23 protein-coding genes, 4 tRNA genes and 1 pseudogene are annotated in these 20,238 nt (G+C 44.9%); 5 read left to right on the top strand and 23 right to left on the bottom strand.

From position 1 onward, the window contains the following. The 7 genes from AB4512_RS19780 to mutY form a co-directional block, all read right to left on the bottom strand. Positions 1 to 76, bottom strand: a tRNA-Asn gene (locus AB4512_RS19780). Between the two features lie 56 nt (positions 77 to 132). Next, positions 133 to 208, bottom strand: a tRNA-Phe gene (locus AB4512_RS19775). A gap of 7 nt (positions 209 to 215) precedes the next feature. Continuing rightward, positions 216 to 291 (bottom strand) — tRNA-Thr (locus tag AB4512_RS19770). Between the two features lie 74 nt (positions 292 to 365). Continuing rightward, positions 366 to 441: transfer RNA gene (locus AB4512_RS19765), tRNA-Phe, on the bottom strand. A gap of 103 nt (positions 442 to 544) precedes the next feature. Beyond that, positions 545 to 1,678, bottom strand: a complete 1,134-nt coding sequence (gene mltC / locus AB4512_RS19760) for a membrane-bound lytic murein transglycosylase MltC (protein WP_017063191.1) — start codon at positions 1,676 to 1,678, stop codon at positions 545 to 547. A gap of 69 nt (positions 1,679 to 1,747) precedes the next feature. Further along, positions 1,748 to 2,020: an oxidative damage protection protein gene (locus tag AB4512_RS19755; RefSeq protein WP_010435637.1), complete on the bottom strand. Its 273-nt coding sequence runs from the start codon at positions 2,018 to 2,020 to the stop codon at positions 1,748 to 1,750. 28 nt (positions 2,021 to 2,048) lie between these two features. Then, the gene (gene mutY, locus AB4512_RS19750; RefSeq protein WP_372149182.1) at positions 2,049 to 3,110 is read right to left on the bottom strand and encodes an A/G-specific adenine glycosylase; all 1,062 of its coding nucleotides are present in this window, start codon (positions 3,108 to 3,110) and stop codon (positions 2,049 to 2,051) included. 165 nt (positions 3,111 to 3,275) lie between these two features. Here mutY and trmB point away from each other — a divergent pair, with 165 nt between their 5' ends. Then, the gene (trmB, locus tag AB4512_RS19745; RefSeq protein ID WP_017062250.1) at positions 3,276 to 3,995 is read left to right on the top strand and encodes a tRNA (guanosine(46)-N7)-methyltransferase TrmB; all 720 of its coding nucleotides are present in this window, start codon (positions 3,276 to 3,278) and stop codon (positions 3,993 to 3,995) included. A gap of 349 nt (positions 3,996 to 4,344) precedes the next feature. Next, positions 4,345 to 5,265, top strand: coding sequence for a glutaminase B (gene glsB, locus AB4512_RS19740; protein ID WP_017062249.1), 921 nt, complete (start codon positions 4,345 to 4,347; stop codon positions 5,263 to 5,265). A 117-nt stretch (positions 5,266 to 5,382) separates the two neighbouring features. Here the strand turns inward: glsB and hemW are convergent, their stop codons facing one another. The 7 genes from hemW to AB4512_RS19705 form a co-directional block, all read right to left on the bottom strand. Continuing rightward, positions 5,383 to 6,570 (bottom strand): radical SAM family heme chaperone HemW, encoded by a 1,188-nt coding sequence (gene hemW / locus AB4512_RS19735; protein WP_372175414.1) that lies wholly within the window; start codon positions 6,568 to 6,570, stop codon positions 5,383 to 5,385. After that, positions 6,570 to 7,169: an XTP/dITP diphosphatase gene (locus tag AB4512_RS19730; protein WP_017062247.1), complete on the bottom strand. Its 600-nt coding sequence runs from the start codon at positions 7,167 to 7,169 to the stop codon at positions 6,570 to 6,572. Before AB4512_RS19730 ends, hemW begins: the two co-directional genes overlap by 1 nt. A 48-nt stretch (positions 7,170 to 7,217) precedes the next feature. After that, a complete protein-coding gene (locus tag AB4512_RS19725) occupies positions 7,218 to 7,649 on the bottom strand; it encodes a DUF4426 domain-containing protein (RefSeq protein ID WP_017071946.1) in 432 nt (143 codons plus the stop codon). Between the two features lie 28 nt (positions 7,650 to 7,677). Beyond that, entirely contained in the window at positions 7,678 to 7,968 is a 291-nt protein-coding gene (yggU, locus tag AB4512_RS19720) for a DUF167 family protein YggU (protein WP_372175412.1), read from the bottom strand. A 29-nt stretch (positions 7,969 to 7,997) separates the two neighbouring features. Next, positions 7,998 to 8,555 carry a YggT family protein gene (locus AB4512_RS19715; RefSeq protein WP_017067798.1) on the bottom strand — a complete coding sequence of 186 codons (558 nt, stop codon included), beginning with the start codon at positions 8,553 to 8,555 and terminating at the stop codon, positions 7,998 to 8,000. 76 nt (positions 8,556 to 8,631) lie between these two features. Next, the gene (proC, locus tag AB4512_RS19710) at positions 8,632 to 9,450 is read right to left on the bottom strand and encodes a pyrroline-5-carboxylate reductase (protein ID WP_017063196.1); all 819 of its coding nucleotides are present in this window, start codon (positions 9,448 to 9,450) and stop codon (positions 8,632 to 8,634) included. A gap of 78 nt (positions 9,451 to 9,528) precedes the next feature. Next, entirely contained in the window at positions 9,529 to 10,233 is a 705-nt protein-coding gene (locus tag AB4512_RS19705; protein WP_017062243.1) for a YggS family pyridoxal phosphate-dependent enzyme, read from the bottom strand. 26 nt (positions 10,234 to 10,259) lie between these two features. On the opposite strand from AB4512_RS19705, the gene AB4512_RS19700 reads away from it, so the two are divergent. Continuing rightward, entirely contained in the window at positions 10,260 to 11,297 is a 1,038-nt protein-coding gene (locus tag AB4512_RS19700; protein ID WP_017062242.1) for a type IV pilus twitching motility protein PilT, read from the top strand. A gap of 14 nt (positions 11,298 to 11,311) precedes the next feature. Further along, positions 11,312 to 12,421 carry a PilT/PilU family type 4a pilus ATPase gene (locus AB4512_RS19695; protein ID WP_017062241.1) on the top strand — a complete coding sequence of 370 codons (1,110 nt, stop codon included), beginning with the start codon at positions 11,312 to 11,314 and terminating at the stop codon, positions 12,419 to 12,421. Between the two features lie 74 nt (positions 12,422 to 12,495). On the opposite strand, the gene AB4512_RS19690 is transcribed toward AB4512_RS19695, so the two are convergent. The 9 genes from AB4512_RS19690 to metK all read right to left on the bottom strand — a co-directional run bounded on the left by AB4512_RS19690 (position 12,496) and on the right by metK (position 19,525). Then, a complete protein-coding gene (locus tag AB4512_RS19690) occupies positions 12,496 to 12,633 on the bottom strand; it encodes a hypothetical protein (RefSeq protein WP_170791814.1) in 138 nt (45 codons plus the stop codon). A gap of 99 nt (positions 12,634 to 12,732) precedes the next feature. Then, positions 12,733 to 13,155 (bottom strand): Holliday junction resolvase RuvX, encoded by a 423-nt coding sequence (gene ruvX / locus AB4512_RS19685; RefSeq protein ID WP_004735480.1) that lies wholly within the window; start codon positions 13,153 to 13,155, stop codon positions 12,733 to 12,735. 60 nt (positions 13,156 to 13,215) lie between these two features. After that, entirely contained in the window at positions 13,216 to 13,779 is a 564-nt protein-coding gene (locus AB4512_RS19680) for a YqgE/AlgH family protein (protein ID WP_017062239.1), read from the bottom strand. A 116-nt stretch (positions 13,780 to 13,895) separates the two neighbouring features. Next, the gene (gene gshB, locus AB4512_RS19675; RefSeq protein WP_004735482.1) at positions 13,896 to 14,846 is read right to left on the bottom strand and encodes a glutathione synthase; all 951 of its coding nucleotides are present in this window, start codon (positions 14,844 to 14,846) and stop codon (positions 13,896 to 13,898) included. 9 nt (positions 14,847 to 14,855) lie between these two features. Beyond that, a complete protein-coding gene (gene rsmE / locus AB4512_RS19670) occupies positions 14,856 to 15,587 on the bottom strand; it encodes a 16S rRNA (uracil(1498)-N(3))-methyltransferase (RefSeq protein ID WP_017062238.1) in 732 nt (243 codons plus the stop codon). A 153-nt stretch (positions 15,588 to 15,740) separates the two neighbouring features. Further along, on the bottom strand, positions 15,741 to 16,472 hold the full coding sequence (locus AB4512_RS19665; protein ID WP_136981608.1) for an endonuclease: 732 nt from the start codon (positions 16,470 to 16,472) through the stop codon (positions 15,741 to 15,743). A gap of 151 nt (positions 16,473 to 16,623) precedes the next feature. Then, positions 16,624 to 17,124 carry a SprT family zinc-dependent metalloprotease gene (locus tag AB4512_RS19660; protein WP_017067801.1) on the bottom strand — a complete coding sequence of 167 codons (501 nt, stop codon included), beginning with the start codon at positions 17,122 to 17,124 and terminating at the stop codon, positions 16,624 to 16,626. Positions 17,125 to 17,204: 80 nt separating this feature from the next. Continuing rightward, positions 17,205 to 18,002 carry a DUF2189 domain-containing protein gene (locus AB4512_RS19655; RefSeq protein ID WP_017067802.1) on the bottom strand — a complete coding sequence of 266 codons (798 nt, stop codon included), beginning with the start codon at positions 18,000 to 18,002 and terminating at the stop codon, positions 17,205 to 17,207. A gap of 368 nt (positions 18,003 to 18,370) precedes the next feature. Beyond that, the gene (metK, locus tag AB4512_RS19650; RefSeq protein ID WP_017062234.1) at positions 18,371 to 19,525 is read right to left on the bottom strand and encodes a methionine adenosyltransferase; all 1,155 of its coding nucleotides are present in this window, start codon (positions 19,523 to 19,525) and stop codon (positions 18,371 to 18,373) included. A gap of 355 nt (positions 19,526 to 19,880) precedes the next feature. On the opposite strand from metK, the pseudogene AB4512_RS19645 reads away from it, so the two are divergent. Further along, positions 19,881 to 20,238: pseudogene (locus tag AB4512_RS19645) on the top strand (transketolase); the annotation flags it as partial.

Here is a 20,238-nt window from a genome sequence, read left to right as displayed (position 1 = left end):
TGGCTCCCCTTGCAAGACTTGAACTTGCGACATACGGATTAACAGTCCGCCGTTCTACCAACTGAACTAAAGGGGAATTATTTGTGTCAACATCAGGTCTATAAAGACCATTATTTGTTAAGCACCAAATAATGGTGCCTCGAGGCGGAATCGAACCACCGACACGCGGATTTTCAATCCGCTGCTCTACCGACTGAGCTATCGAGGCAAAAGAATGGTGCCGACTACCGGAGTCGAACTGGTGACCTACTGATTACAAGTCAGTTGCTCTACCTACTGAGCTAAGTCGGCACACTAAATTCTTTATGCTTTCGTCCGTGCTACCACTCCCTGTTAAAGAGTGTTGACACCAACAAATCAAATTGTGGTGCCCGGAGGCGGAATCGAACCACCGACACGAGGATTTTCAATCCTCTGCTCTACCGACTGAGCTATCCGGGCAACGGAGCGCTATTAAACGGATTTTCTGCATAACCGTCAACACCTTTTTTGAAAATAATTAAAAAAAACGTTCGTTAGTTGTTTTTTTATTCAAAAGTGAGGGTTATGTTTTACCTTGGTTAAATTCTTTTTTGAATTGCGTTACTTTTTCGAGGTATCGGCGCGACTCTTTATTTGGATGCTTCTTGGTAAGCGCCCAGTAGGCTTGGCTCGGTTGCAGCGAGTTTAAGTCTTGCATTGCTCGCTTTCTGTCCTTACTGAAGGTATTGAGTACGCCACCAGTACCGCCGTTATAGGCTGAAATCATACTGTATTCAAGCGTTAATGGGTTTTTTACGTCTTTCAAATAACGATTTTTAAGGATGTAAAAGTATGCGGTGCCAGCATCAATGTTGTTTTCTGGATTGAATAAGTACTCAGGGCTTGGTTCACCAGGTTTCTTTTTGACGTGTTCAAATACATCTCGACCAGCGGTTTTAGGTACCACCTGCATAAGACCATAAGCATTAGCCCAGCTTACGGCGTACGGGTTGAAGCTACTCTCTGTCTTGATGATAGCGTAGATTAAATCTTCAGGGATGTCATAACGCTGAGACGCTCGTCGAACGATGTCGGCATATTGATAACTACGCTGGCTAGCGTGGTCGGCCACCATTGGGATTTCAACGTAGTAGGCTTTTTTAAAGTCGACTTCTTTGGTTTTTAGGTTATTCGCGATCAGGTAATCCGCAAACTGGTTCGCTCGCCAAGTCCATTGAATGGGCTTTTTTTCTTGGTCTACGACCTGATTATAGAGGAAAGGTTTGCCTTCTAGCTTGATGCTTTTAGAAGAGAATAGATCGACATGCGCCGGATCATCTGGCGTCAAAAGGGTCGTCATGATCGCATTTTTGAGGTGTTTTTTCGGTTCGGTAGAGGAAACCGTTTCCACCGTTATCAGGCCTTGGCTAAAATTCACTTCTGAACGACTTAAGTAATTATCTATGTATTTCACATAGTTACTCTTACCTGCTATCTTGATTTCACTGCTACCCCAACGTTTTTGAATGTTGCCTGAAAAGCTATCTATTAATGAATCTAGCGCCCCGGTATCTTTTTCAAATTGTCCGGGTAGCTCAGCTAAATTCTTCACAAACCGGTTGGTTGGCTCGTAATTGACATCATAAATGCTTTCGACAAATTCACGGCTGCAGCCAGTTAATAACATGGCTGTTAGGAAGTAACTTAGCTTTTTCATAGTTCCTCATACAAAAATGACATCGCAGCGTTAACCATGATGTCATTAAAAATTGCTTAAATAAATGTCTTATTCGCTTGGTGGAGTATAGCCATCAATTACGACATCTTTACCTTCAAAAAGGAAGTTAACCATCTCAGTTTCAAGAAGTTTACGATGCTCAGGATCCATCATGTTTAGCTTCTTTTCATTGATAAGCATAGTTTGCTTGCTTTGCCATTGTCCCCAAGCTTCTTTAGACACGTTGTCAAAGATACGCTTACCTAAGTCACCTGGGTAAAGTTGAAAATCTAGGCCTTCAGCATCTTTTTGAAGGCGAGCACAAAATACAGTGCGGCTCATAGTGGTTCCTCTTATCGCGTTCGTTGATTCAAACGTCGTCGTTCAGTTCAAAGGGTAGGCTCTCAATAAGCTGCTTTACAGGAGCGGCTAGGCCAATTTCTTCCGGTTTTGATAAGTTATACCAGAGACCTTTAGCCCCTTCCATTATCAAATCTGGTTGTTTATCTAATTTCACTAATACTGGCGTGATATCTAAGTGGTAGTGGCTGAAAGTGTGTCTAAACGCAATCATGGTCTTGATCGAATTGGCTTGAGTGTCTTTGATCGAACGAAGATCTAGTTGATGTTCGATCTCTGCGTTTTCATTTTGAGGGAAACAAAACAATCCGCCCCAGATACCAGATTGAGGGCGCTGTTCGAGCCACACTTGGTTGTCGTGATACAGAATCACAAACCATGTGTCTTTTACTGGCTTTTCTTTCTTAGGCTTTTTGCCAGGGAAGTCGAGCTGTCTATCGAGCTTCTTGGCCTCACACATGCTTTCAATCGGGCACAAGGTGCACTTAGGCTTGCTACGGGTACAAACCATGGCACCCATGTCCATCATTGCTTGGTTGTACTTATCGACATCTTTGTTCGGAGTATGTGCTTCGGCGTGTTCCCAAAGCTGGTTTTCGACTTTCTTTTGCCCCGGCCAACCTTCAACGGCAAAACTTCTCGCAAGCGTTCGTTTTACATTGCCATCAAGAATCGCATGAGGAAGTTTATGAACCGATGATAAGACGGCTGCTGCTGTTGAGCGACCAATCCCCGGTAGCGCGTTCATCTCTTCGATAGAAAGCGGAAATTCACCACCATATTGCTCAGCAACGATCTTGGCTGCTTTATGTAGATTGCGAGCTCGTGCGTAGTAACCAAGCCCTGTCCATAAGTGCAGAACCTCATCTTGTTCGGCGTTCGCTAGGTCGATAACCGTTGGAAAGCGTTCTAAGAATCGTTGGTAGTATGGAATCACCGTGGCGACTTGAGTCTGCTGAAGCATGATTTCAGATAGCCAAACGGTGTAGGCGGTTTTGTTTTGTTGCCAAGGTAATTCTTTACGCCCGTAGGCGTCATACCACTTTAATATGGCGGTTGCGAAAGGAGTCACGACATGCTCTATGCTTTGCTATTATTAGAAGCGAAATTGCACCACACTTAACGTTGGATGTAAAACAGACAAATTGTGTGGGAATTTATCCACGGAAAGACTTGCACCGAAGGCAATTCTTTGGATAATCCCCGCTTTGATTAATCAATGTGCAGGCAAAAATCAATGAGTGAAGTGACCACTAACGAATATACTGAAGACGGCAAACTGGTTCGTAAGATCCGTAGTTTTGTTCGCCGCGAAGGCCGCTTAACAAAAGGCCAAGAGAACGCGATGAATGAATGTTGGCCAACAATGGGTATCGACTACAACCCAGAGCTTCTTAACTGGAAAGAAGTATTTGGCAACGATAACCCGGTTGTACTAGAGATTGGCTTCGGTATGGGTGCATCACTGGTTGAAATGGCAAAGAACGCACCTGAGAAAAACTTCTTAGGTATTGAAGTTCATAGCCCGGGTGTTGGTGCGTGTTTAGGTACAGCTCGCGATGCTGGCGTAACTAACCTGCGTGTAATGTGTCACGATGCTGTAGAAGTATTTGAACACATGATCCCAGATAGCAGCCTGCATACTCTGCAACTGTTCTTCCCTGACCCATGGCACAAAGCTCGTCACCATAAACGTCGTATCGTTAAGGCTGAGTTTGCAGAGATGGTTCGCGGCAAGCTTCAACTTGATACTGGTGTTTTCCACATGGCAACAGACTGGGAAAACTACGCAGAACATATGATTGAAGTGATGAACGTAGCTCCAGGCTTCGAAAACATCGCTGAAGATGGTGATTACATCCCTCGTCCGGATGAGCGCCCGCTAACTAAGTTTGAAGCGCGTGGCCACCGTTTAGGTCATGGTGTTTGGGACATTAAGTTCAAGCGTACTAAGTAACTTCGAATCAAATTAAGTGAAAGGTAATCCGACTTAGGGTTTAACCCCTACACTTTATGGGATTGATTAAAGCCAACATTATTGTAATGTTGGCTTTTTTGTCCTTAGGCTTTTATTTCAGTAAAGGCTTAACGACAGAAAGTAATACCAATCACAGTAAGTAAGTGATCAGAAATAGCGTAGGAAAAAGGCTTGAGAACAAGGCAGCATTTTTCGATAAGTAGTTACTCTACAATCAAAAATTCTAACGCAGTTATCGAGCATTTTAACAAGCTAGAGTGAGCAGTTATTTACTACGATTGGTATATGTTACACCCCTACAAAAATAACAATATAGAAGTAAGCGCACATGAAACCAACTCAAGCTATTTTGGCCGAGATCTTAGACGAAGTTCGTCCTTTAATTGGACAGGGAAAGGTCGCTGATTATATCCCTGCACTGGCTCGCGTATCGAACCAGAAACTGGCGATCGCGGTATACACCAATGAAGGTGAGGTGATTAAAGCAGGCGATGCTGAAGAAGCATTTTCTGTGCAATCTATTTCTAAAGCCTTGAGCCTGACGCTAGCTATGGTGCTATATAAGCCTGAAGAGATTTGGCAAAGAGTAGGCAAAGAGCCTTCTGGTCAAGCCTTTAACTCGATGATTCAGCTTGAGATGGAGTATGGTATTCCCCGCAACCCGTTCATCAATGCGGGGGCAATTGTCGTTGCAGACCTACTACAAAGCCGCTTGTCTGCGCCTAGGCACCGCTTGTTAGAGTTTGTGCGTCAGTTATCGGGTGATACTCATATTGTGTATGACAAGGTGGTAGCGGCTTCAGAAATGATGCACAGCGATCGTAATGCTGCCATTGCTTATTTGATGCGTTCATTTGGTAATTTTGAGAATGATGTTATCCCAGTTCTGAATAACTACTTCCACGCTTGTGCGCTTAAAATGACGTGTGTGGATTTGGCAAAAACCTTTAGCTATTTAGCAAACAAAGGCGTGTCGGTTCAAACCAAGAAAGAGATCATCACGCCAGTTCAAACCAAGCAGTTGAATGCTTTGCTTGCGACGTGTGGCTTGTACGATGGGGCTGGTGAGTTTGCCTACCGTGTTGGTATGCCAGGAAAATCGGGCGTTGGTGGCGGTATTATTGCTATCGTTCCTGGCGAAATGACGATTGCGGTGTGGTCTCCAGAGCTTGATCCTTCTGGCAACTCGCTCGCAGGTACTAAGGCTCTAGAGTTGCTTTCAGAGCGAATTGGTCGTTCTATTTTCTAAGAGAAAGATTCGAGCACGGACGTTGTCCTATAGAACGCTTCGCTCCGAGAGAGGGCTATAAAACAAAAAGGGTTGACCCTAAAGCCAACCCTTACGCAATGCTTCTCGAATCTCGAACTACTCGTCTTCTTCTGCCATAAAGGCTTCTAACAGATCATTGAGAAACAGCTTTCCTTTTTCAGTGATCTGCCAATGAGTGTCGGTTTCGTTCAAGTAGCCTAGCTCTTTTGCCCACTCAATTGTTGGCTGAACAGCGTCAAAACCAAGTCCTGTCGTATCAATGAAATCTTGCTTAGGGCATGCTTCCATCAGCCTGAAACGGTTCATGAAAAACTCGAAAGGGCGATCTTCGTTTGCTACTTCAAATGCATCCGAAATATAAGGCTTCACCATATTCTGGTAAGCCGCCAAATAGCCTCTAGGGTGCTTAACCTTAGTGGTACGAACAATGCGTCCATCTGTAAAGCTCAGCTTGCCATGAGAGCCACAGCCAATACCTAGATAGTCACCAAAGCGCCAGTAGTTGAGGTTATGTTGGCACTGATATCCCGGCTTGCTGTAGCCTGAAATTTCGTACTGCACATACCCTGCGTCTGCGAGCTTCTTATGGCCTAGGTCGAAGATATCCCAAAGGTCATCATCATCAGGCAGCGTTGGTGTTTTGTAATAGAACATGGTGTTAGGTTCTATTGTTAGCTGATACCAAGATAAGTGCGGAGGGTCGAGTTCTATCGCTTTATCCAAATCAGCCAACGCTTGTTCAATACTCTGTTCGGGTAAGCCGTGCATTAAGTCTAAATTGAAACTATTCAATCCAATCTTATGCGCTAAATGAGCAGCATTTACCGCTTCATCTTGACCATGAATACGCCCAAGTCTTTCCAGTTTCTCTTGCTCAAAACTTTGCACACCCACCGAGATTCGAGTAATGCCTGCCTTTTGGTAACCTGCAAAACGCTCAGCTTCGATAGTTCCCGGGTTGGCTTCCATGGTGATTTCTATTTCAGGTTTGAACGGGATGCGCTGTTCAATGCCTTGTAACAATCGGCCAATTCCTTCAGGAGAAAACAGGCTTGGGGTACCGCCACCAATAAAGATCGAATGCAGTGGGCGAGGCATACCATTGAGCTGATATTTTTCGATATCAGTATCGAGATCTTCAAGCAGTGCATCGATGTACTCTTTTTCAGGGATCTCGGCTTTCAGAGCGTGAGAGTTAAAATCACAATACGGACACTTTTGTACACACCATGGGATGTGTACATAGAGGCTAAGTGCGGGTGGTATTAGCGCTGCATTGTGCATTACAGAGCTTGCTCCTTGAGAGTCTTGAATAGTGACGCAAGCGCTTTACCACGGTGTGATAGTTGCTTCTTACGCGAAGATTCAAGCTCTGCTGAGGCGCAGTTATCTTCTGGTACAAAGAACACAGGATCGTAGCCAAAGCCATTCTCACCGTGTTCTTCAGTAAGAATACGACCTTCCCATTTACCGTGACACACTAGAGGTGTTGGATCATTCTCGTGACGCATTAGCACCAACACACAGTGGAAACGCGCAGTACGCTTTTCAGTTTCGACACCTTGCATCGCATCTAATAGTTTTTTGATGTTCTGCTTATCGGTTGCCCCTTCACCTGAGTAACGCGCTGAATAGATACCTGGCGCACCATTTAAGTAATCAACCTCTAAACCTGAGTCGTCAGCAATGGCTGGCAGCCCTGTTTCTTTCGCTGCGTGGCGAGCTTTGATGATGGCATTTTCAATGAAAGTCGTTCCTGTTTCAGCGACTTCTGAAACGTTAAATTCACTTTGCGCGACAACGTCAAAACCAAACTCAGACAGAATATCTGCCATCTCGCGAACTTTACCTTGGTTGCCTGTTGCTAAAACAATCTTACTCATGGGAATGTAGCTCTAAATAAGTTAATAAATGAAAAGTAAGGTTTGAGCTTACTCTTCTATATAGAATTTCTGTGTGAAACGCAGTGGACCAGTGCCTTTTAGGCCTGCGTTCACATCGATGTCGAAGGTGATGTTTTCTTCGTGAGTTACGGGGAACTCAGCAAGGTAATAAATCGCATCGCCTTCTTTGATTTCTCGAAACTTCAAAGTACGGGTGTTTCCAACGAGGTTCTTCGCTGTTCCCGTAATTTTAGCCGTTGTCGCAGGCTTGCCTAGAGAAGCCTTGTCTAACACGCTGATGTTGAGGATTGCTGAGTATCCATTTCGCTTAAGTTTGTATTGCTTAGCGACTTGCGAAGTTAAGAACGTGGAATCAAAAGCCGAGTAATGAACCTCGACATCCTTAATGTTCTTAAATTGCCCTGCTGAGCTTGGTAAGGCAACAAGAGCGGTGAGTAGTGCTGTTATCCATAAACGCATAATGACTCCAATAAATAGCAAAAAGCCATCATAGGATGGCTTTGACTTCAGTTGGGATTTGGCTTGGCGAGCATATTCGAACTTGCTTGTGCCTACCGAGATCTCCCTTTTCTATCTTAATTTGCCCTTTTGCGACCTTAAACTGTTTCGCAAGGTATTTCGCTAAATGGGCATTGGCTTTGCCATCAACCGGTGGTGCAGTAATGGCAATTTTCAGTTCCTGACCGTGCAAGCCGACAATTTTGCCTCGGCTTGCTTTGGGTTGGATATAGAGCCTAAGAAGAATATCGTCTTCCTCGGCCCAAACCGCTTTTGGCATCGTCAAAGTACCTGATGTTTGTACTTGAATTATAGCTGATACCAAATAGGGCCAATCATGTCGCCCATTAGGAAGTTCGCAAATTGCAGAACAATGAACAGAACCAGTACGCTTAGGTCGAAACCACCCATGTCCGGAAGGATACGGCGGATAGGCACTAGCATTGGTTCAGTCAGTTGATGGAATACGTACTCGATTGGACTACGACCTTGGCTTACCCAGCTTAGGATTGCACGGATAAGTAGAACCCAGAAGATCAAACCACCAGCCGCTTTGAGCAGAGACAGTGCACCAAAGATAAGGAAGCTAATATCGAAAACGGCAGCGCCGCCAGAGATAATCAGGTTTAGAGCAACGAACTTAAGTACACACAGCACATAAGCGAAAACAACGGTCGCTAGATCAAGGCTGCCGATTGATGGAATAACTCGGCGTAGTGGGGCAACAACCGGTTGTGTCGCTTTTACGATGAATTGTGAGAATGGGTTGTAGAAATCTGCACGTGATGCTTGTAGCCAGATACGCAAGATCACAACCATGATGTAAAGATCAAAAACGGTCGAGATCAGAAAGCTCATCGAGTTCATATTGTTTCCTTTTTCGGATTTACTTGTCGCTTAGATATAACCAGAGCGGCAAAATGCTTGTTTACCTTGATTGGTACTAAAACAGTTTTTCCATCTCTTCAGCTCGAGCAACCGCCGCTTGCATGGCTTTTGCTACGATGTCTGATAGTTGATGTTCGTTAAACGTGCGTAGTGCTTCTGCGGTCGTGCCGCCTTTGGATGTCACTTGTTCACGCAGTGTTGATAATTCAGTATCTTGGTTTGCTACCACCATCTCTGCCGCGCCTAATGCAGACTGCTGCACTAGCTTACGAGCGGTTTCTTGGTCAAAACCTTGCTTGATTGCTTCAGCTTGCATCGCTTCCATAAACAGGAAGAAGTAAGCCGGAGCGCTACCCGCCGCCGCAATGATGTTGTTGATCCCAGACTCTTGTTCAACCCAACTTACTTCACCAACAGCTTGCATCAGCTGAGAAGCAAAGTCTTTATCATCTTGGCTGACAGTTGCATCGGCATAAAGACCACTCATCCCTTTACCAAGCAGTGATGGCGTGTTTGGCATCACACGAACAAGGTTCAGTTGGCAGTTTAACATCTCATTAAGTCGATTCGCATTAATACCCGCGGCAATTGAGATAACCAGTTTGTTGCTGAAGTCGATATCTTGTAAGGGTTTACATACATCAGCCATCATTTGTGGCTTCACGGATAACACAACAACGTCTGCTTTTTCAGCTGCTGCAATATTATCGCTGGTGGTATTGATGCCGTATTCTTGTTCTAACGGCAGCCTTCTGGTTTCTGAAGGTGCTGTCGCAGTAATCTTTTGCGCTGGGTAACCACTAGCAACTAAGCCAGCTACAATTGAGCGAACCATGTTTCCCGCCCCAATAAAGGCGATGTTCTTATGTACCATATATAAAATCCTGAGCGTGTCGCTGCGCGGATAAGGCGAAGCGGTATCAATACTTGTACTTGTCGTTACTTACTACGGCTATTTCGCGTAATCACGAGCGCCGAAAATAGCTGTTCCAATACGAACCATTGTGCTGCCAGCCTCAACTGCTGCATCCATATCACCACTCATCCCCATCGAAAGGGTATCAATGTCTGAATACTTCGCGGCTAGCTTGTCTTTAAGCTCTGCCAGTTGAGAAAATGCATTAAGCTGAGATTGATAGTCAGATACGTTTGCAGGAATCGACATCAATCCTCTTAAGGTGAGGTTGGGGAGCGATGAAATCAACTCCGCGAGTGCAAAAACTGTCTCTTCTGAGGTTCCAGATTTGGACTCTTCACCACTGGTGTTTACCTGAATCAACACTTGCAAAGGTGGAAGTTCGCTTGGTCGTTGATCATTAAGCCTTTGTGCGATCTTATCGCGATCGACGGAATGCACCCATTGAAAGCTTTCCGCGATTGGGCGGGTTTTATTGGATTGAATTGGACCAATAAAATGCCACTCTAAATTTAGGTTAGAATGTTGTTCTGAAAAGTGTTTTACTTTATCTACACCTTCTTGAACATAGTTTTCACCAAAGGCAACTTGGCCTCCGAGTGCGGCTTCTAGAATCGCATCAATAGGTTTAGTTTTGCTGACGGCTAAAAGTTGCACGGACTCTGGAGCTCGTCCGCACTTTTGCTCAGCACTACGAATCTGTGAGGTGATTTGTTCGATATTTTGTTGAATACTACTCATAGCTGACTTTACTTAAGGGAAAATAAATGGATATCACTGAGTTACTAGATTTTAGTGTAAAGCATAACGCGTCAGATCTACATCTTTCTGCGGGTGTATCTCCAATGGTACGTATAGATGGTGAAGTAAGGAAGCTTGGAATCCCAGCTTTGAGTCATGCTGATGTGCATCGTTTGGTTTTTGAGATCATGAGCGATTCACAACGCGGCGAGTTTGAAGAAAAACTGGAAGTCGACTTCTCTTTTGAATTACCCAATGTTGGTCGCTTTCGTGTTAATGCGTTTAACCAAGCCCGTGGCTGCTCAGCTGTCTTTCGAACTATCCCTGTCGAAATCCCGACTTTAGATCAGTTAGGTGCACCTGAGATCTTCGAAAGGATTGCTAACTACGAAAAAGGGTTAGTGCTCGTCACTGGTCCAACTGGCTCTGGTAAATCAACGACTCTTGCGGCGATGGTTGATTACGTAAATCGCAACCACAATAAGCATATTCTGACGATTGAAGACCCGATTGAATTCGTTCACACCAATAATAAATGCCTAGTCAACCAGCGTGAAGTTCACCGTGATACCCACAGTTTTAAAGCGGCACTGCGCAGTGCCTTACGTGAAGACCCAGACGTGATTCTGGTTGGTGAACTTCGTGACCAAGAGACGATTAGCTTAGCGTTAACCGCAGCAGAAACGGGTCACTTGGTCTTTGGTACTCTGCACACCAGTTCTGCGGCTAAAACGATCGACCGTATTATCGATGTGTTCCCAGGTAGCGATAAAGATATGGTTCGTTCGATGTTGTCTGAATCACTGCGCTCGGTGATAGCCCAGAAGCTGCTAAAGCGTGTTGGTGGTGGTCGTGTGGCGTGTCATGAAATCATGATGGCAACACCTGCGATCAGAAACTTGATTCGTGAAGATAAGGTTGCGCAGATGTACTCGATCATTCAAACGGGCGCAGCGCACGGCATGCAGACCATGGAACAAAATGCGAAGCAGCTGATGGCGCAGGGCTTGGTTGATTCGGAAGAGGTCGAGAAAAAGATCGAAATTGAAACCTCAATGTTTTAATTAAGGTGTACATAATGGAATTGAATCAAATCCTTGAGGGAATGCTTTCTCAAAAGGCATCGGATCTCTATATCACTGTCGATGCGCCAATCCTGTTTCGTGTGGATGGTGAATTACGCCCCCAAGGAGAGAAGCTGAATGCGGCTCAAGTTGCTCAATTACTTGATGCGATGATGGAACAAGACCGACGTGATGAATATCAGCAAACGCGTGAGGCTAATTTTGCGATTGTGCGTGACTTTGGTCGTTTTCGTGTCAGTGCATTCTTTCAGCGAGAGCTACCTGGAGCGGTCATTCGACGTATCGAGACTAACATCCCAACCTTTGAGCAACTAAAGCTTCCTGATGTACTACAGGACCTATCAATAGCTAAGCGCGGACTTGTGCTGGTGGTTGGTGCGACAGGCTCTGGTAAGTCGACCTCAATGGCTGCAATGACAGGCTATCGCAACACCAATCGCTCGGGACATATCTTGACGGTTGAAGACCCGATTGAATTTGTGCATGAACATAAAAAGTGCATCGTGACACAGCGTGAAGTTGGACTCGACACCGAGAGTTACGAAGTCGCGCTTAAGAACTCGCTACGCCAAGCACCAGACATGATCTTGATTGGCGAAATCCGTAGCCGTGAGACCATGGAATACGCGATGACCTTTGCTGAAACGGGTCACTTGTGTATGGCAACCTTGCACGCCAATAACGCTAACCAAGCGCTAGAGCGTATTCTTCATTTGGTGCCGAAAGAGCAGAAAGAACAGTTCTTGTTTGACCTATCGATGAACCTGCGTGGTGTCGTCGCTCAGCAACTCATTCGCGACAAGAATGGCAGCGGGCGTCATGGTGTATTCGAGATTCTGCTGAATAGCCCTCGTGTTTCTGACTTGATTCGTCGTGGTGAACTACACGAACTGAAAGCAACCATGGCTAAATCGAAAGAGATAGGTATGCAGACCTTTGACCAAGCTTTGTATGATTTAGTGATAGCAGGCAAGATCAGCGAAGAGGATGCGTTCCACAGTGCCGATTCTGCTAATGACTTGCGCTTAATGCTCAAAACTAGACGTGGTGATGACGACTACGGAACTGGGGCGTTGGCTGGTGTGAAGATAGATATGGGGTGATAAAAAACGCCTGATTTGATTCTAGGTTAAAATCAGACGTTCATCATATTCATCGTTCGACTGCGTCTGTATTATCAACGCTTCTTGTTCTTAGGCTCGCTGATTACGTCTGCGTCAGTCGAAGTATGATTCATATAACCTGCATTATTGGAGCTTGTCGAACTGCATGCTGATATTGCTAGAGCTACGAAGATTGCTAGAAAAATTTTCATGTGAACTCCCACTTACCTAATAATGAATTGCTTCGACATTACGCCGTAATATCATTATAGGATCACAAAGGAGTTTAATCTTTGAGCTCTTAATTTTCGTTATGAATATTGTGCTTCAAACCAGCTCTCTAAAATGACGACTGCAGACTGGTTATCGACATTACCTTTACTTAGTGCTTTGTAGCCGCCCATTTCAAAAAGGTCGGCCCTTGCTTCTGTCGTAGAAAGTCTTTCATCATGCAGTTCAACATCGACACCAAAGCGCCCTTTTAGGCGATTGGCAAACTTCTTCGCCCTTGGTGTAATCGCGGCTAGATCTTTACCATGAAGATCGGTAGGAAGACCAACCACGATAAGATTCGGCTGCCACTCCTTAATTTGCTTTTCGATATCGTCCCAATTTGGGATGCCATCTTTGGCTTTAAAAGCTTTTAGAGGGCTTGCGGTGCCCGTGATTTCTTGTCCTATCGCACTACCGATACTTTTTGTACCGTAGTCAAATGCCATAATTGTTCGTGACATGGGGTTTCCAAATTTATCTGTGTTTGAGAGTGTCTGTTTATTTTACTTAGTTGATTTGAGCTAGGCGTGACCAGCGTCTGCTGAAAGCTGAGCTGCATTAATGCCTAACATCTGTACAGCGACTTTCCAGCGGTCAGAAATCGGTGTATCGAAGATGACCTTCGGATCGGCTTCAACGGTTAACCATGAGTTCTCGGTCAGTTCTGTTTCCAGTTGTCCGGGTTCCCATCCTGCATACCCAAGTGCGACTAAATAATTCATCGGCTCATCTTCTGTGCCCAACACCATCAAGATATCTTTTGAGGTTGTCACTGAGATTTGATCCGTCATGCTGATACTGGATTGATAGTTGCCTTTAGGTTTGTGCAAAATAAACCCACGGTCTTCTGCGACCGGTCCACCATTCAATACAGGCTTATCAAGACTTGCTTGGTTGGGTTTTGGCTGATCAGAATCAACCTCAACTTGCTTAAGCATGCTACCGACAGTGACATCAATAGGGGCGTTGATCATCAAACCCATCGCGCCTTCGTCATTGTGCTCACAAAGGTAAATCACCGAATTTTGAAAGTATGGGTCTTTCATTCCGGGCATAGCAACCAGAAAGTGGTTCGTTAAATTCATAGAGCCTCCTGCCAGTGTGTTCCCAGTAAAGGAAAAAGAGCGGCGTAAAGCCGCTCATTGTTCTTTGCCTAGATATTTCTGTGTTTTCGAATAGCTAAGGCTTTCTTTAGTTTAGGCTATTTAGCGTTAACGCGACGCTCAATTGCATCCATTAATTTACCTGTAACTGAAATATCAAAAGCGGCTTCAATTTCACGGATACAAGTAGGGCTAGTCACGTTAATTTCAGTCAGCTTGTCGCCGATAACATCAAGCCCAACAAAGATTAAGCCTTTCTCTTTCAGTGCTGGAGCAACTGCTCTTGCGATAGCCCAGTCTGTTTCACTTAGAGGACGAGCTTCACCTGTACCGCCAGCAGCAAGGTTACCTCGAGTTTCCCCTTTTGCAGGAATACGCGCTAGACAGTAAGGCATTGGCTCACCGTCAACCACAAGAATACGCTTATCACCATTGCTGATGTCTGGAACAAAAGTTTGTGCCATTGCGTAGTTCTGACCGTGGTTGGTCAAGGTTTCAATAATAACTGATACGTTTGGATCGCCTTCTTTCACACGGAAGATAGACGCGCCGCCCATGCCATCAAGTGGTTTTAGAATCACGTCGCCGTGTTCTTCTCGGAACGCTTTAATTTTTTCAGCTTTACGAGTCACGATGGTGGTCGGTGTCAGTTCAGGGAACCATGCCGTGAACAACTTCTCGTTACAGTCACGTAGGCTTTGTGGTTTGTTGACGATCAGTGCGCCGTTCTCTTCAGCACGCTCAAGAATGTAAGTTGCGTAGATGTACTCAGTATCAAACGGAGGATCTTTACGCATTAGTACCGCATCTAAATCGGATAGCGCGATAGTCTGTTCTGATTTGAACTCGTACCAACCGTTTGGATCTTCTTTTAGTTCAACAACCTTAGTGTCAGCAATGGCTACGCCTTGATCTAAATGTAGATCATCCATTTCCATGTAATGGATTTCGTAACCACGACGCTGAGCTTCAAGCATCATGGCAAAGCTAGAGTCTTTTTTGATGTTAATGGATGAAATTGGATCCATTACGATGCCAAGTTTGATCATTTTTTTCTCCTAGCCTAGATCGCCAAAACGGACTTGTAAGGCAGTAATTGCGGTTAGAGCTGCTGTTTCGGTACGAAGTACACGTGGGCCGAGTAGCGTCTCTTCAAATTTGTATTGTTCTGTCATGCCGATTTCTTCAGCCGACAAGCCACCTTCAGGGCCGATCAATAGGCGTACCTTACTGATAGGTTCTGGAAGGGTATTAATTGAGTATTTTGCACGAGGATGTAAGTTCAGCTTTAATGCTTCACTCGGTTCGCTACACCACTCTTCAAGTTGCATGATAGGGCGAATGACTGGAACCGTATTGCGGCCACACTGTTCACACGCCGCGATAGCAATCTTTTGCCACTGTGCGAGTTTTTTCTCGAAGCGTTTTGTATCAAGCTTAACGCCACAGCGCTCTGAAATTAAAGGGGTAATGGTGTTCACACCAAGCTCAACCGATTTCTGAATCGTGAACTCCATTTTGTCGCCACGTGAAATCACTTGGCCTAAATGTAAGTCTAACGGAGATTCGCTGCTGCGTTCGATGCGTTCAGAAACATTAACGGTGACATTTTTCTTTGATACTTCGGCTATCGTCGCAGGGAATTCAGCGCCACTGCCATCAAATAGAAGGACTTCTTGGCCTTCTTTCATGCGAAGGACACGACCAACATGACCCGCGGCATCTTCGCCTAAAGCGAGTGAACCTAACTGATGAATGCGTTCTGGGTGATGAATACGAGGGATTCTCATGCTGGTAAACCTATAAATATGTTCATTTGGGTATTTTGTCTCTGCCTAACATGGATGCTTTTAGTTGAAAAAACAAGGGTAGAGCAAGAGTTTCAGGGGCAATTCTGAAACTCTTGTTTGAGATAGTTAGGAATGTTGATTGTACGAGCGACGTTATTTACAAGCAGGGTAAACAAATGGGTTGTGATTACCTTGGATGGCATAGATTCGCTCATCACGAGTACATTCCCACTTGTCGACAGGAAATTGCTTGTTCCACGCCATCATTAGGTTGGTTTGTTGCTTAGATAGTTTGAAACCATACTCTTGGCTCATGTAAAGGTAAGTACGCGCGATAGAGCCTTTTGCTCTGTCTGGCGGCATAACTTTACGCTGCTTGAAGTTGACCTGCATTTCACACTGACCATAGCTCACACCATCCATGCCATTCCACTGACTGAAGTTGTAGTTGGAGCGATCACCGTTAACCTCGCCAATGGCCGGAGTTAGGTTGTGAAGGTCGGCTTCCATGGATTTGAATATTTTGTCATTGCGAGTGCAGTTCTTGCGCCCACCATCTTGCCAACACTGACGCTGGTGGCCAAATTGCCAAGCTGGAACCACGTGTTCCCACTCAATTCGACTCGCCCGCTTTTGTTGTTTTCGGACTTGATAGCCACAGCCATCAAGGTCGGGAATGCCTTTCTTTTTGTCCTTCCAAGTAATGTCACAGCCGCAATAAAATGAAGTCGGATGGTCGAGGTAAATCTTCACCGCTTCTCTTTTTGCTTTGGAAAATGAGCTCGGTGGTGCGGCGAGAACGCTTTGGGTTACCAGTAGGCCAAATACTATTGTTAAGTAAAAAGACACAGGTAGGCCAAATGCTTTGATGGTGAGTTTTTGCATAGAAAAAGACTGATAAAAGTATGATAAACATCAGTCTAGCACTCAAAGGATGAGTTTCTCCATTACATTTCTATCATCAACTTAATCGAGTGTTGCTTTCTGAAATAAAAAGGATGGGGTTACCAAATCGAATAGGTGCGAGTCTAGGACTTTAGCTGAGCTGTGTGCCTGTGAAGGATAAGGTTTGATTGCACAGCTGGCAGCGATAGGTCGATTGATTTCGAAGCACTTTATTGTGTCGTCTGATTGATAATGGGTAAGTGGTGCACTCACATCGATATTCAAAGGTTTTCCCTTGAACTGAAGCTATTTCAAAGCTGTGAGTTGTTTTGGCTGGAACGTTGAATACCTTTTCCATCACGTATTTCCACTCGTTTCCGTGAGGCCTAACACGTCCGAAAACCTGATGCGTGATTAGGTGTGCGAGCTCATGCGGCACAACTTCGTTGATGAAGGCGTCTTCATTTTCAGAAAATAGTACGTGGTTGAGCTTAATTTCGTTGAGCTGAAGGTAGGCCTTTCCCGCTGCTTTACCTCTTAACTTGAAGGTGATAGTTGGGTGTGGAAATTCACGAGAGAAATGTTGATTTGCGATAGCTAGGCACTCGGCCAATTTCTTATTTGCTCGATGTTGTTGCGGGGTGTAAGACAAACGTTGTTAACTCCAAATAAAAGACCTCAGCGTTTAAGCCAAGGCCTCATCATAACATTGCTTTTTGATCTAGCGATGCTTTACACGTGATGTTTTTTCTTAATGATCTCGTGATAAGCGTGCCATGTACCATAACCAAGTAGCGGCATGGTGACGATCATTCCGATGCCGTAGGTGGCAAAACCCACCAGAATACCGGCACAAATAATACTTGCCCAAACCACCATTGCAGGAATGTTCGATTTCACGGCATTAAAGCTAGTGAAAATTGCACTCATCACATCAACGCGTCTCTCCATCATTAACGGAATTGAAAATGCTGAGATGCTAAATATGAGGCTTGCGATGACAAAACCAATCACAGAACCCGTAATTAAGAAGGGAGCGAACTCAGCCAATGGTGCGCCTTGCACTGAAGGGTAGAGCGCGTGCAATAACGCAGCGATACGCATCCAGAATATCATCGCAACCATCAACACAATCGCAAAGGCCCATTGGTGGGTCGAGTTGCGAGTGATGGCTTTCATTGAGTGCAGTAGGCTGGCGTTATGGCCTTTTTCTCTTTCCCAAGCTGCGTCATACAAGCCCAGAGCAAGAAACGGCCCTATTAGCATGTACACGATCAGGCTTGGCATTACGACCAAGTGTGTTCCTTGCCATTGGACAAGCTGAACAATGGCGATTGCCGCTCCCATAAAGCACAAACCGTAGAATGCGCTGATTAATGGCATTCTTACTAAGTCATGCAGAGCAAGCGACAACCAATGAAAGGGTGCGGAAATACTGATTTGGTTACAAGGAATGGTGCGAGCGTAATCCTTATCGCTGACCTTGTGTTTTTTATCGTTCAGTTCGGATGGGTGCGCGGTACGAGGCATAGATCCCCCTAGTTAAATAACGTCCTAGTTATAATTCCATAAGGCTCATCGATGTGGCTTGTGTGAGAGTTATGGTGTTGAGCTAAATTGCTCTTTGTCATCCCAGTTTTTGTTCTAGCGTGCATTTAACGAGCGTTATCAGGCTGAATTAATTTAAGTTAAATGTGAGCTTGATCTCTTAGGAGTTACCTTAACTATTGTCAGTAGTGTTAGAAAACACAAATTATCAGCGGTTTTTTATACTAAGTGGTTAACGGTAAAGAAGGGCATTAGAGAAGAGAATGGCGAGTGAAAGTAAGGTAAGTACATAAAAATAAAGCCCTTACTAAGAAGTAAGGGCTTTAAAGAAACAAATCGCAGTGGCTAAATTATTTTAGGCCAGCGAAGTCCGCAAGGATTGCTGCTTTGTCAGTCGCTTCCCAAGGGAACTCTTCACGACCGAAGTGGCCGTATGCAGCAGTCTGCTTGTAGATAGGCTGAAGAAGGTTCAACATCTCTTGAAGACCGTATGGACGTAGGTCGAAGTTTTGACGAACTGCTTCAATGATAATTTCGTGAGCTACTTTTTCAGTACCAAACGTTTCAACCATGATAGATGTTGGATCAGCAACACCGATAGCGTAAGACAGTTGAATCTCACAACGGTCAGCCATGCCAGCAGCAACGATGTTTTTCGCAACGTAACGAGCCGCGTAAGCTGCAGAACGGTCAACTTTTGATGGATCTTTACCAGAGAATGCACCGCCACCGTGACGAGCTGCGCCGCCGTAGGTATCAACGATGATCTTACGACCTGTTAGACCACAGTCACCCATTGGGCCACCGATTACGAAACGGCCTGTTGGGTTGATGAAGAAGTTAGTGTCTTTGTTGATCCACTCAGCAGGAAGTACTGGTTTGATGATCTCTTCCATTACTGCTTCACGTAGATCCGGTGTTGTTACTGAATCGCAGTGTTGAGTCGAAAGAACAACAGCGTCGATACCAACGATTTTACCTTGGTCGTATTGGAACGTAACTTGAGATTTCGCATCAGGGCGAAGGAAGTCAAGTTTACCGCTCTTACGTACTTCAGCTTGCTTCTTAACAAGAAGGTGAGAGTAAGTAATTGGAGCCGGCATTAGGATTGGTGTTTCGTTAGTCGCGTAACCAAACATGATGCCTTGGTCGCCTGCGCCTTGCTCTTTAGGGTCTTCTTTATCAACACCTTGGTTGATGTCTGGAGACTGCTTACCAATTGTGTTTAGAACAGCACAAGAGTCAGCGTCAAAGCCCATATCAGAATGAACGTAACCAATTTCACGTACTGTTTCACGAGTGATTTCTTCGATATCAACCCATGCAGACGTTGTTACTTCACCGCCAACCATAACCATGCCGGTTTTAACGTAAGTCTCACAAGCAACACGTGCTTTTGGATCTTGTTCCAAGATGGCATCAAGAACAGCATCAGAGATTTGGTCTGCAATTTTATCTGGATGGCCTTCTGAAACAGATTCAGAAGTGAATAGGTGCTTAGCCATGAGAGCTCCACTTTTAGTTTTTGGTGTAAATAGTTTATGGCGTCGCAAGCTAGGAAGCGCGCCATTAAATACAGTATATTTTGTAGGTGTTTCTACATCTAGACGGCTATTCTAAATTCCAGCGGTCGAATTACAAGCTCTTTTTTATGATATGTCATAACTAATCGTTTGCGTATCGATTGAGATAAGCCACTGCCAAGTGATGTAAATGTTCGAAAATTGCGAAAAATGACCGTTAAAATGCCAGTAAAACGTTTGCAGTCGCAATAGTCGTTTGAGAGAATACCCGCGCTAATTAAAATGAAAACATTAGCACTATCTCTTTTTTAAATCGCTTATGTATCCAGGAGCAGACATGCCTTCTCGTAAAGATCTAGCCAATGCAATCCGCGCACTTAGCATGGACGGTGTTCAACAAGCAAATTCAGGCCACCCAGGCGCACCTATGGGTATGGCTGACATCGCTGAAGTTCTTTGGCGTGGCCACTTGAACCACAACCCAGCAAACCCAGAGTGGGCTGACCGCGACCGTTTTATCCTGTCTAACGGCCATGGTTCAATGTTGATTTACTCTCTGCTTCACCTTGCAGGCTACGAGCTTTCAATTGAAGATCTGAAAAACTTCCGTCAACTGCACTCTAAGACTCCTGGTCACCCAGAGTACGGTTACGCTCCTGGTATCGAGACAACGACGGGTCCTCTAGGTCAAGGCA

The sequence above is a fragment of the Vibrio sp. 10N.222.52.B7 genome (assembly GCF_041474275.1).
Taxonomy (GTDB): Bacteria; Pseudomonadota; Gammaproteobacteria; order Enterobacterales; family Vibrionaceae; genus Vibrio; species Vibrio crassostreae_C.
The sequence above is the reverse complement of the archived record's forward strand: the minus strand, read 5'-3'. Positions and strand labels throughout refer to the sequence as shown.

What these genes read in the sequence shown, in the direction of transcription:
- AB4512_RS19680 (WP_017062239.1), bottom strand. Translation starts at nt 13,779, where the DNA reads ATGAATTTAACGAACCACTTTCTGGTTGCTATGCCCGGAATGAAAGAC.
- trmB (WP_017062250.1), top strand. Translation starts at nt 3,276, where the DNA reads ATGAGTGAAGTGACCACTAACGAATATACTGAAGACGGCAAACTGGTT.
- AB4512_RS19695 (WP_017062241.1), top strand. Translation starts at nt 11,312, where the DNA reads ATGGAATTGAATCAAATCCTTGAGGGAATGCTTTCTCAAAAGGCATCG.
- AB4512_RS19755 (WP_010435637.1), bottom strand. Translation starts at nt 2,020, where the DNA reads ATGAGCCGCACTGTATTTTGTGCTCGCCTTCAAAAAGATGCTGAAGGC.
- gshB (WP_004735482.1), bottom strand. Translation starts at nt 14,846, where the DNA reads ATGATCAAACTTGGCATCGTAATGGATCCAATTTCATCCATTAACATC.
- AB4512_RS19690 (WP_170791814.1), bottom strand. Translation starts at nt 12,633, where the DNA reads ATGAAAATTTTTCTAGCAATCTTCGTAGCTCTAGCAATATCAGCATGC.
- AB4512_RS19715 (WP_017067798.1), bottom strand. Translation starts at nt 8,555, where the DNA reads ATGAACTCGATGAGCTTTCTGATCTCGACCGTTTTTGATCTTTACATC.
- metK (WP_017062234.1), bottom strand. Translation starts at nt 19,525, where the DNA reads ATGGCTAAGCACCTATTCACTTCTGAATCTGTTTCAGAAGGCCATCCA.
- AB4512_RS19730 (WP_017062247.1), bottom strand. Translation starts at nt 7,169, where the DNA reads ATGAGTAAGATTGTTTTAGCAACAGGCAACCAAGGTAAAGTTCGCGAG.
- hemW (WP_372175414.1), bottom strand. Translation starts at nt 6,570, where the DNA reads ATGCACAATGCAGCGCTAATACCACCCGCACTTAGCCTCTATGTACAC.
- AB4512_RS19705 (WP_017062243.1), bottom strand. Translation starts at nt 10,233, where the DNA reads ATGAGTAGTATTCAACAAAATATCGAACAAATCACCTCACAGATTCGT.
- mltC (WP_017063191.1), bottom strand. Translation starts at nt 1,678, where the DNA reads ATGAAAAAGCTAAGTTACTTCCTAACAGCCATGTTATTAACTGGCTGC.
- AB4512_RS19700 (WP_017062242.1), top strand. Translation starts at nt 10,260, where the DNA reads ATGGATATCACTGAGTTACTAGATTTTAGTGTAAAGCATAACGCGTCA.
- AB4512_RS19725 (WP_017071946.1), bottom strand. Translation starts at nt 7,649, where the DNA reads ATGCGTTTATGGATAACAGCACTACTCACCGCTCTTGTTGCCTTACCA.
- proC (WP_017063196.1), bottom strand. Translation starts at nt 9,450, where the DNA reads ATGGTACATAAGAACATCGCCTTTATTGGGGCGGGAAACATGGTTCGC.
- AB4512_RS19665 (WP_136981608.1), bottom strand. Translation starts at nt 16,472, where the DNA reads ATGCAAAAACTCACCATCAAAGCATTTGGCCTACCTGTGTCTTTTTAC.
- AB4512_RS19655 (WP_017067802.1), bottom strand. Translation starts at nt 18,002, where the DNA reads ATGCCTCGTACCGCGCACCCATCCGAACTGAACGATAAAAAACACAAG.
- glsB (WP_017062249.1), top strand. Translation starts at nt 4,345, where the DNA reads ATGAAACCAACTCAAGCTATTTTGGCCGAGATCTTAGACGAAGTTCGT.
- rsmE (WP_017062238.1), bottom strand. Translation starts at nt 15,587, where the DNA reads ATGAGAATCCCTCGTATTCATCACCCAGAACGCATTCATCAGTTAGGT.
- yggU (WP_372175412.1), bottom strand. Translation starts at nt 7,968, where the DNA reads ATGCCAAAAGCGGTTTGGGCCGAGGAAGACGATATTCTTCTTAGGCTC.
- ruvX (WP_004735480.1), bottom strand. Translation starts at nt 13,155, where the DNA reads ATGTCACGAACAATTATGGCATTTGACTACGGTACAAAAAGTATCGGT.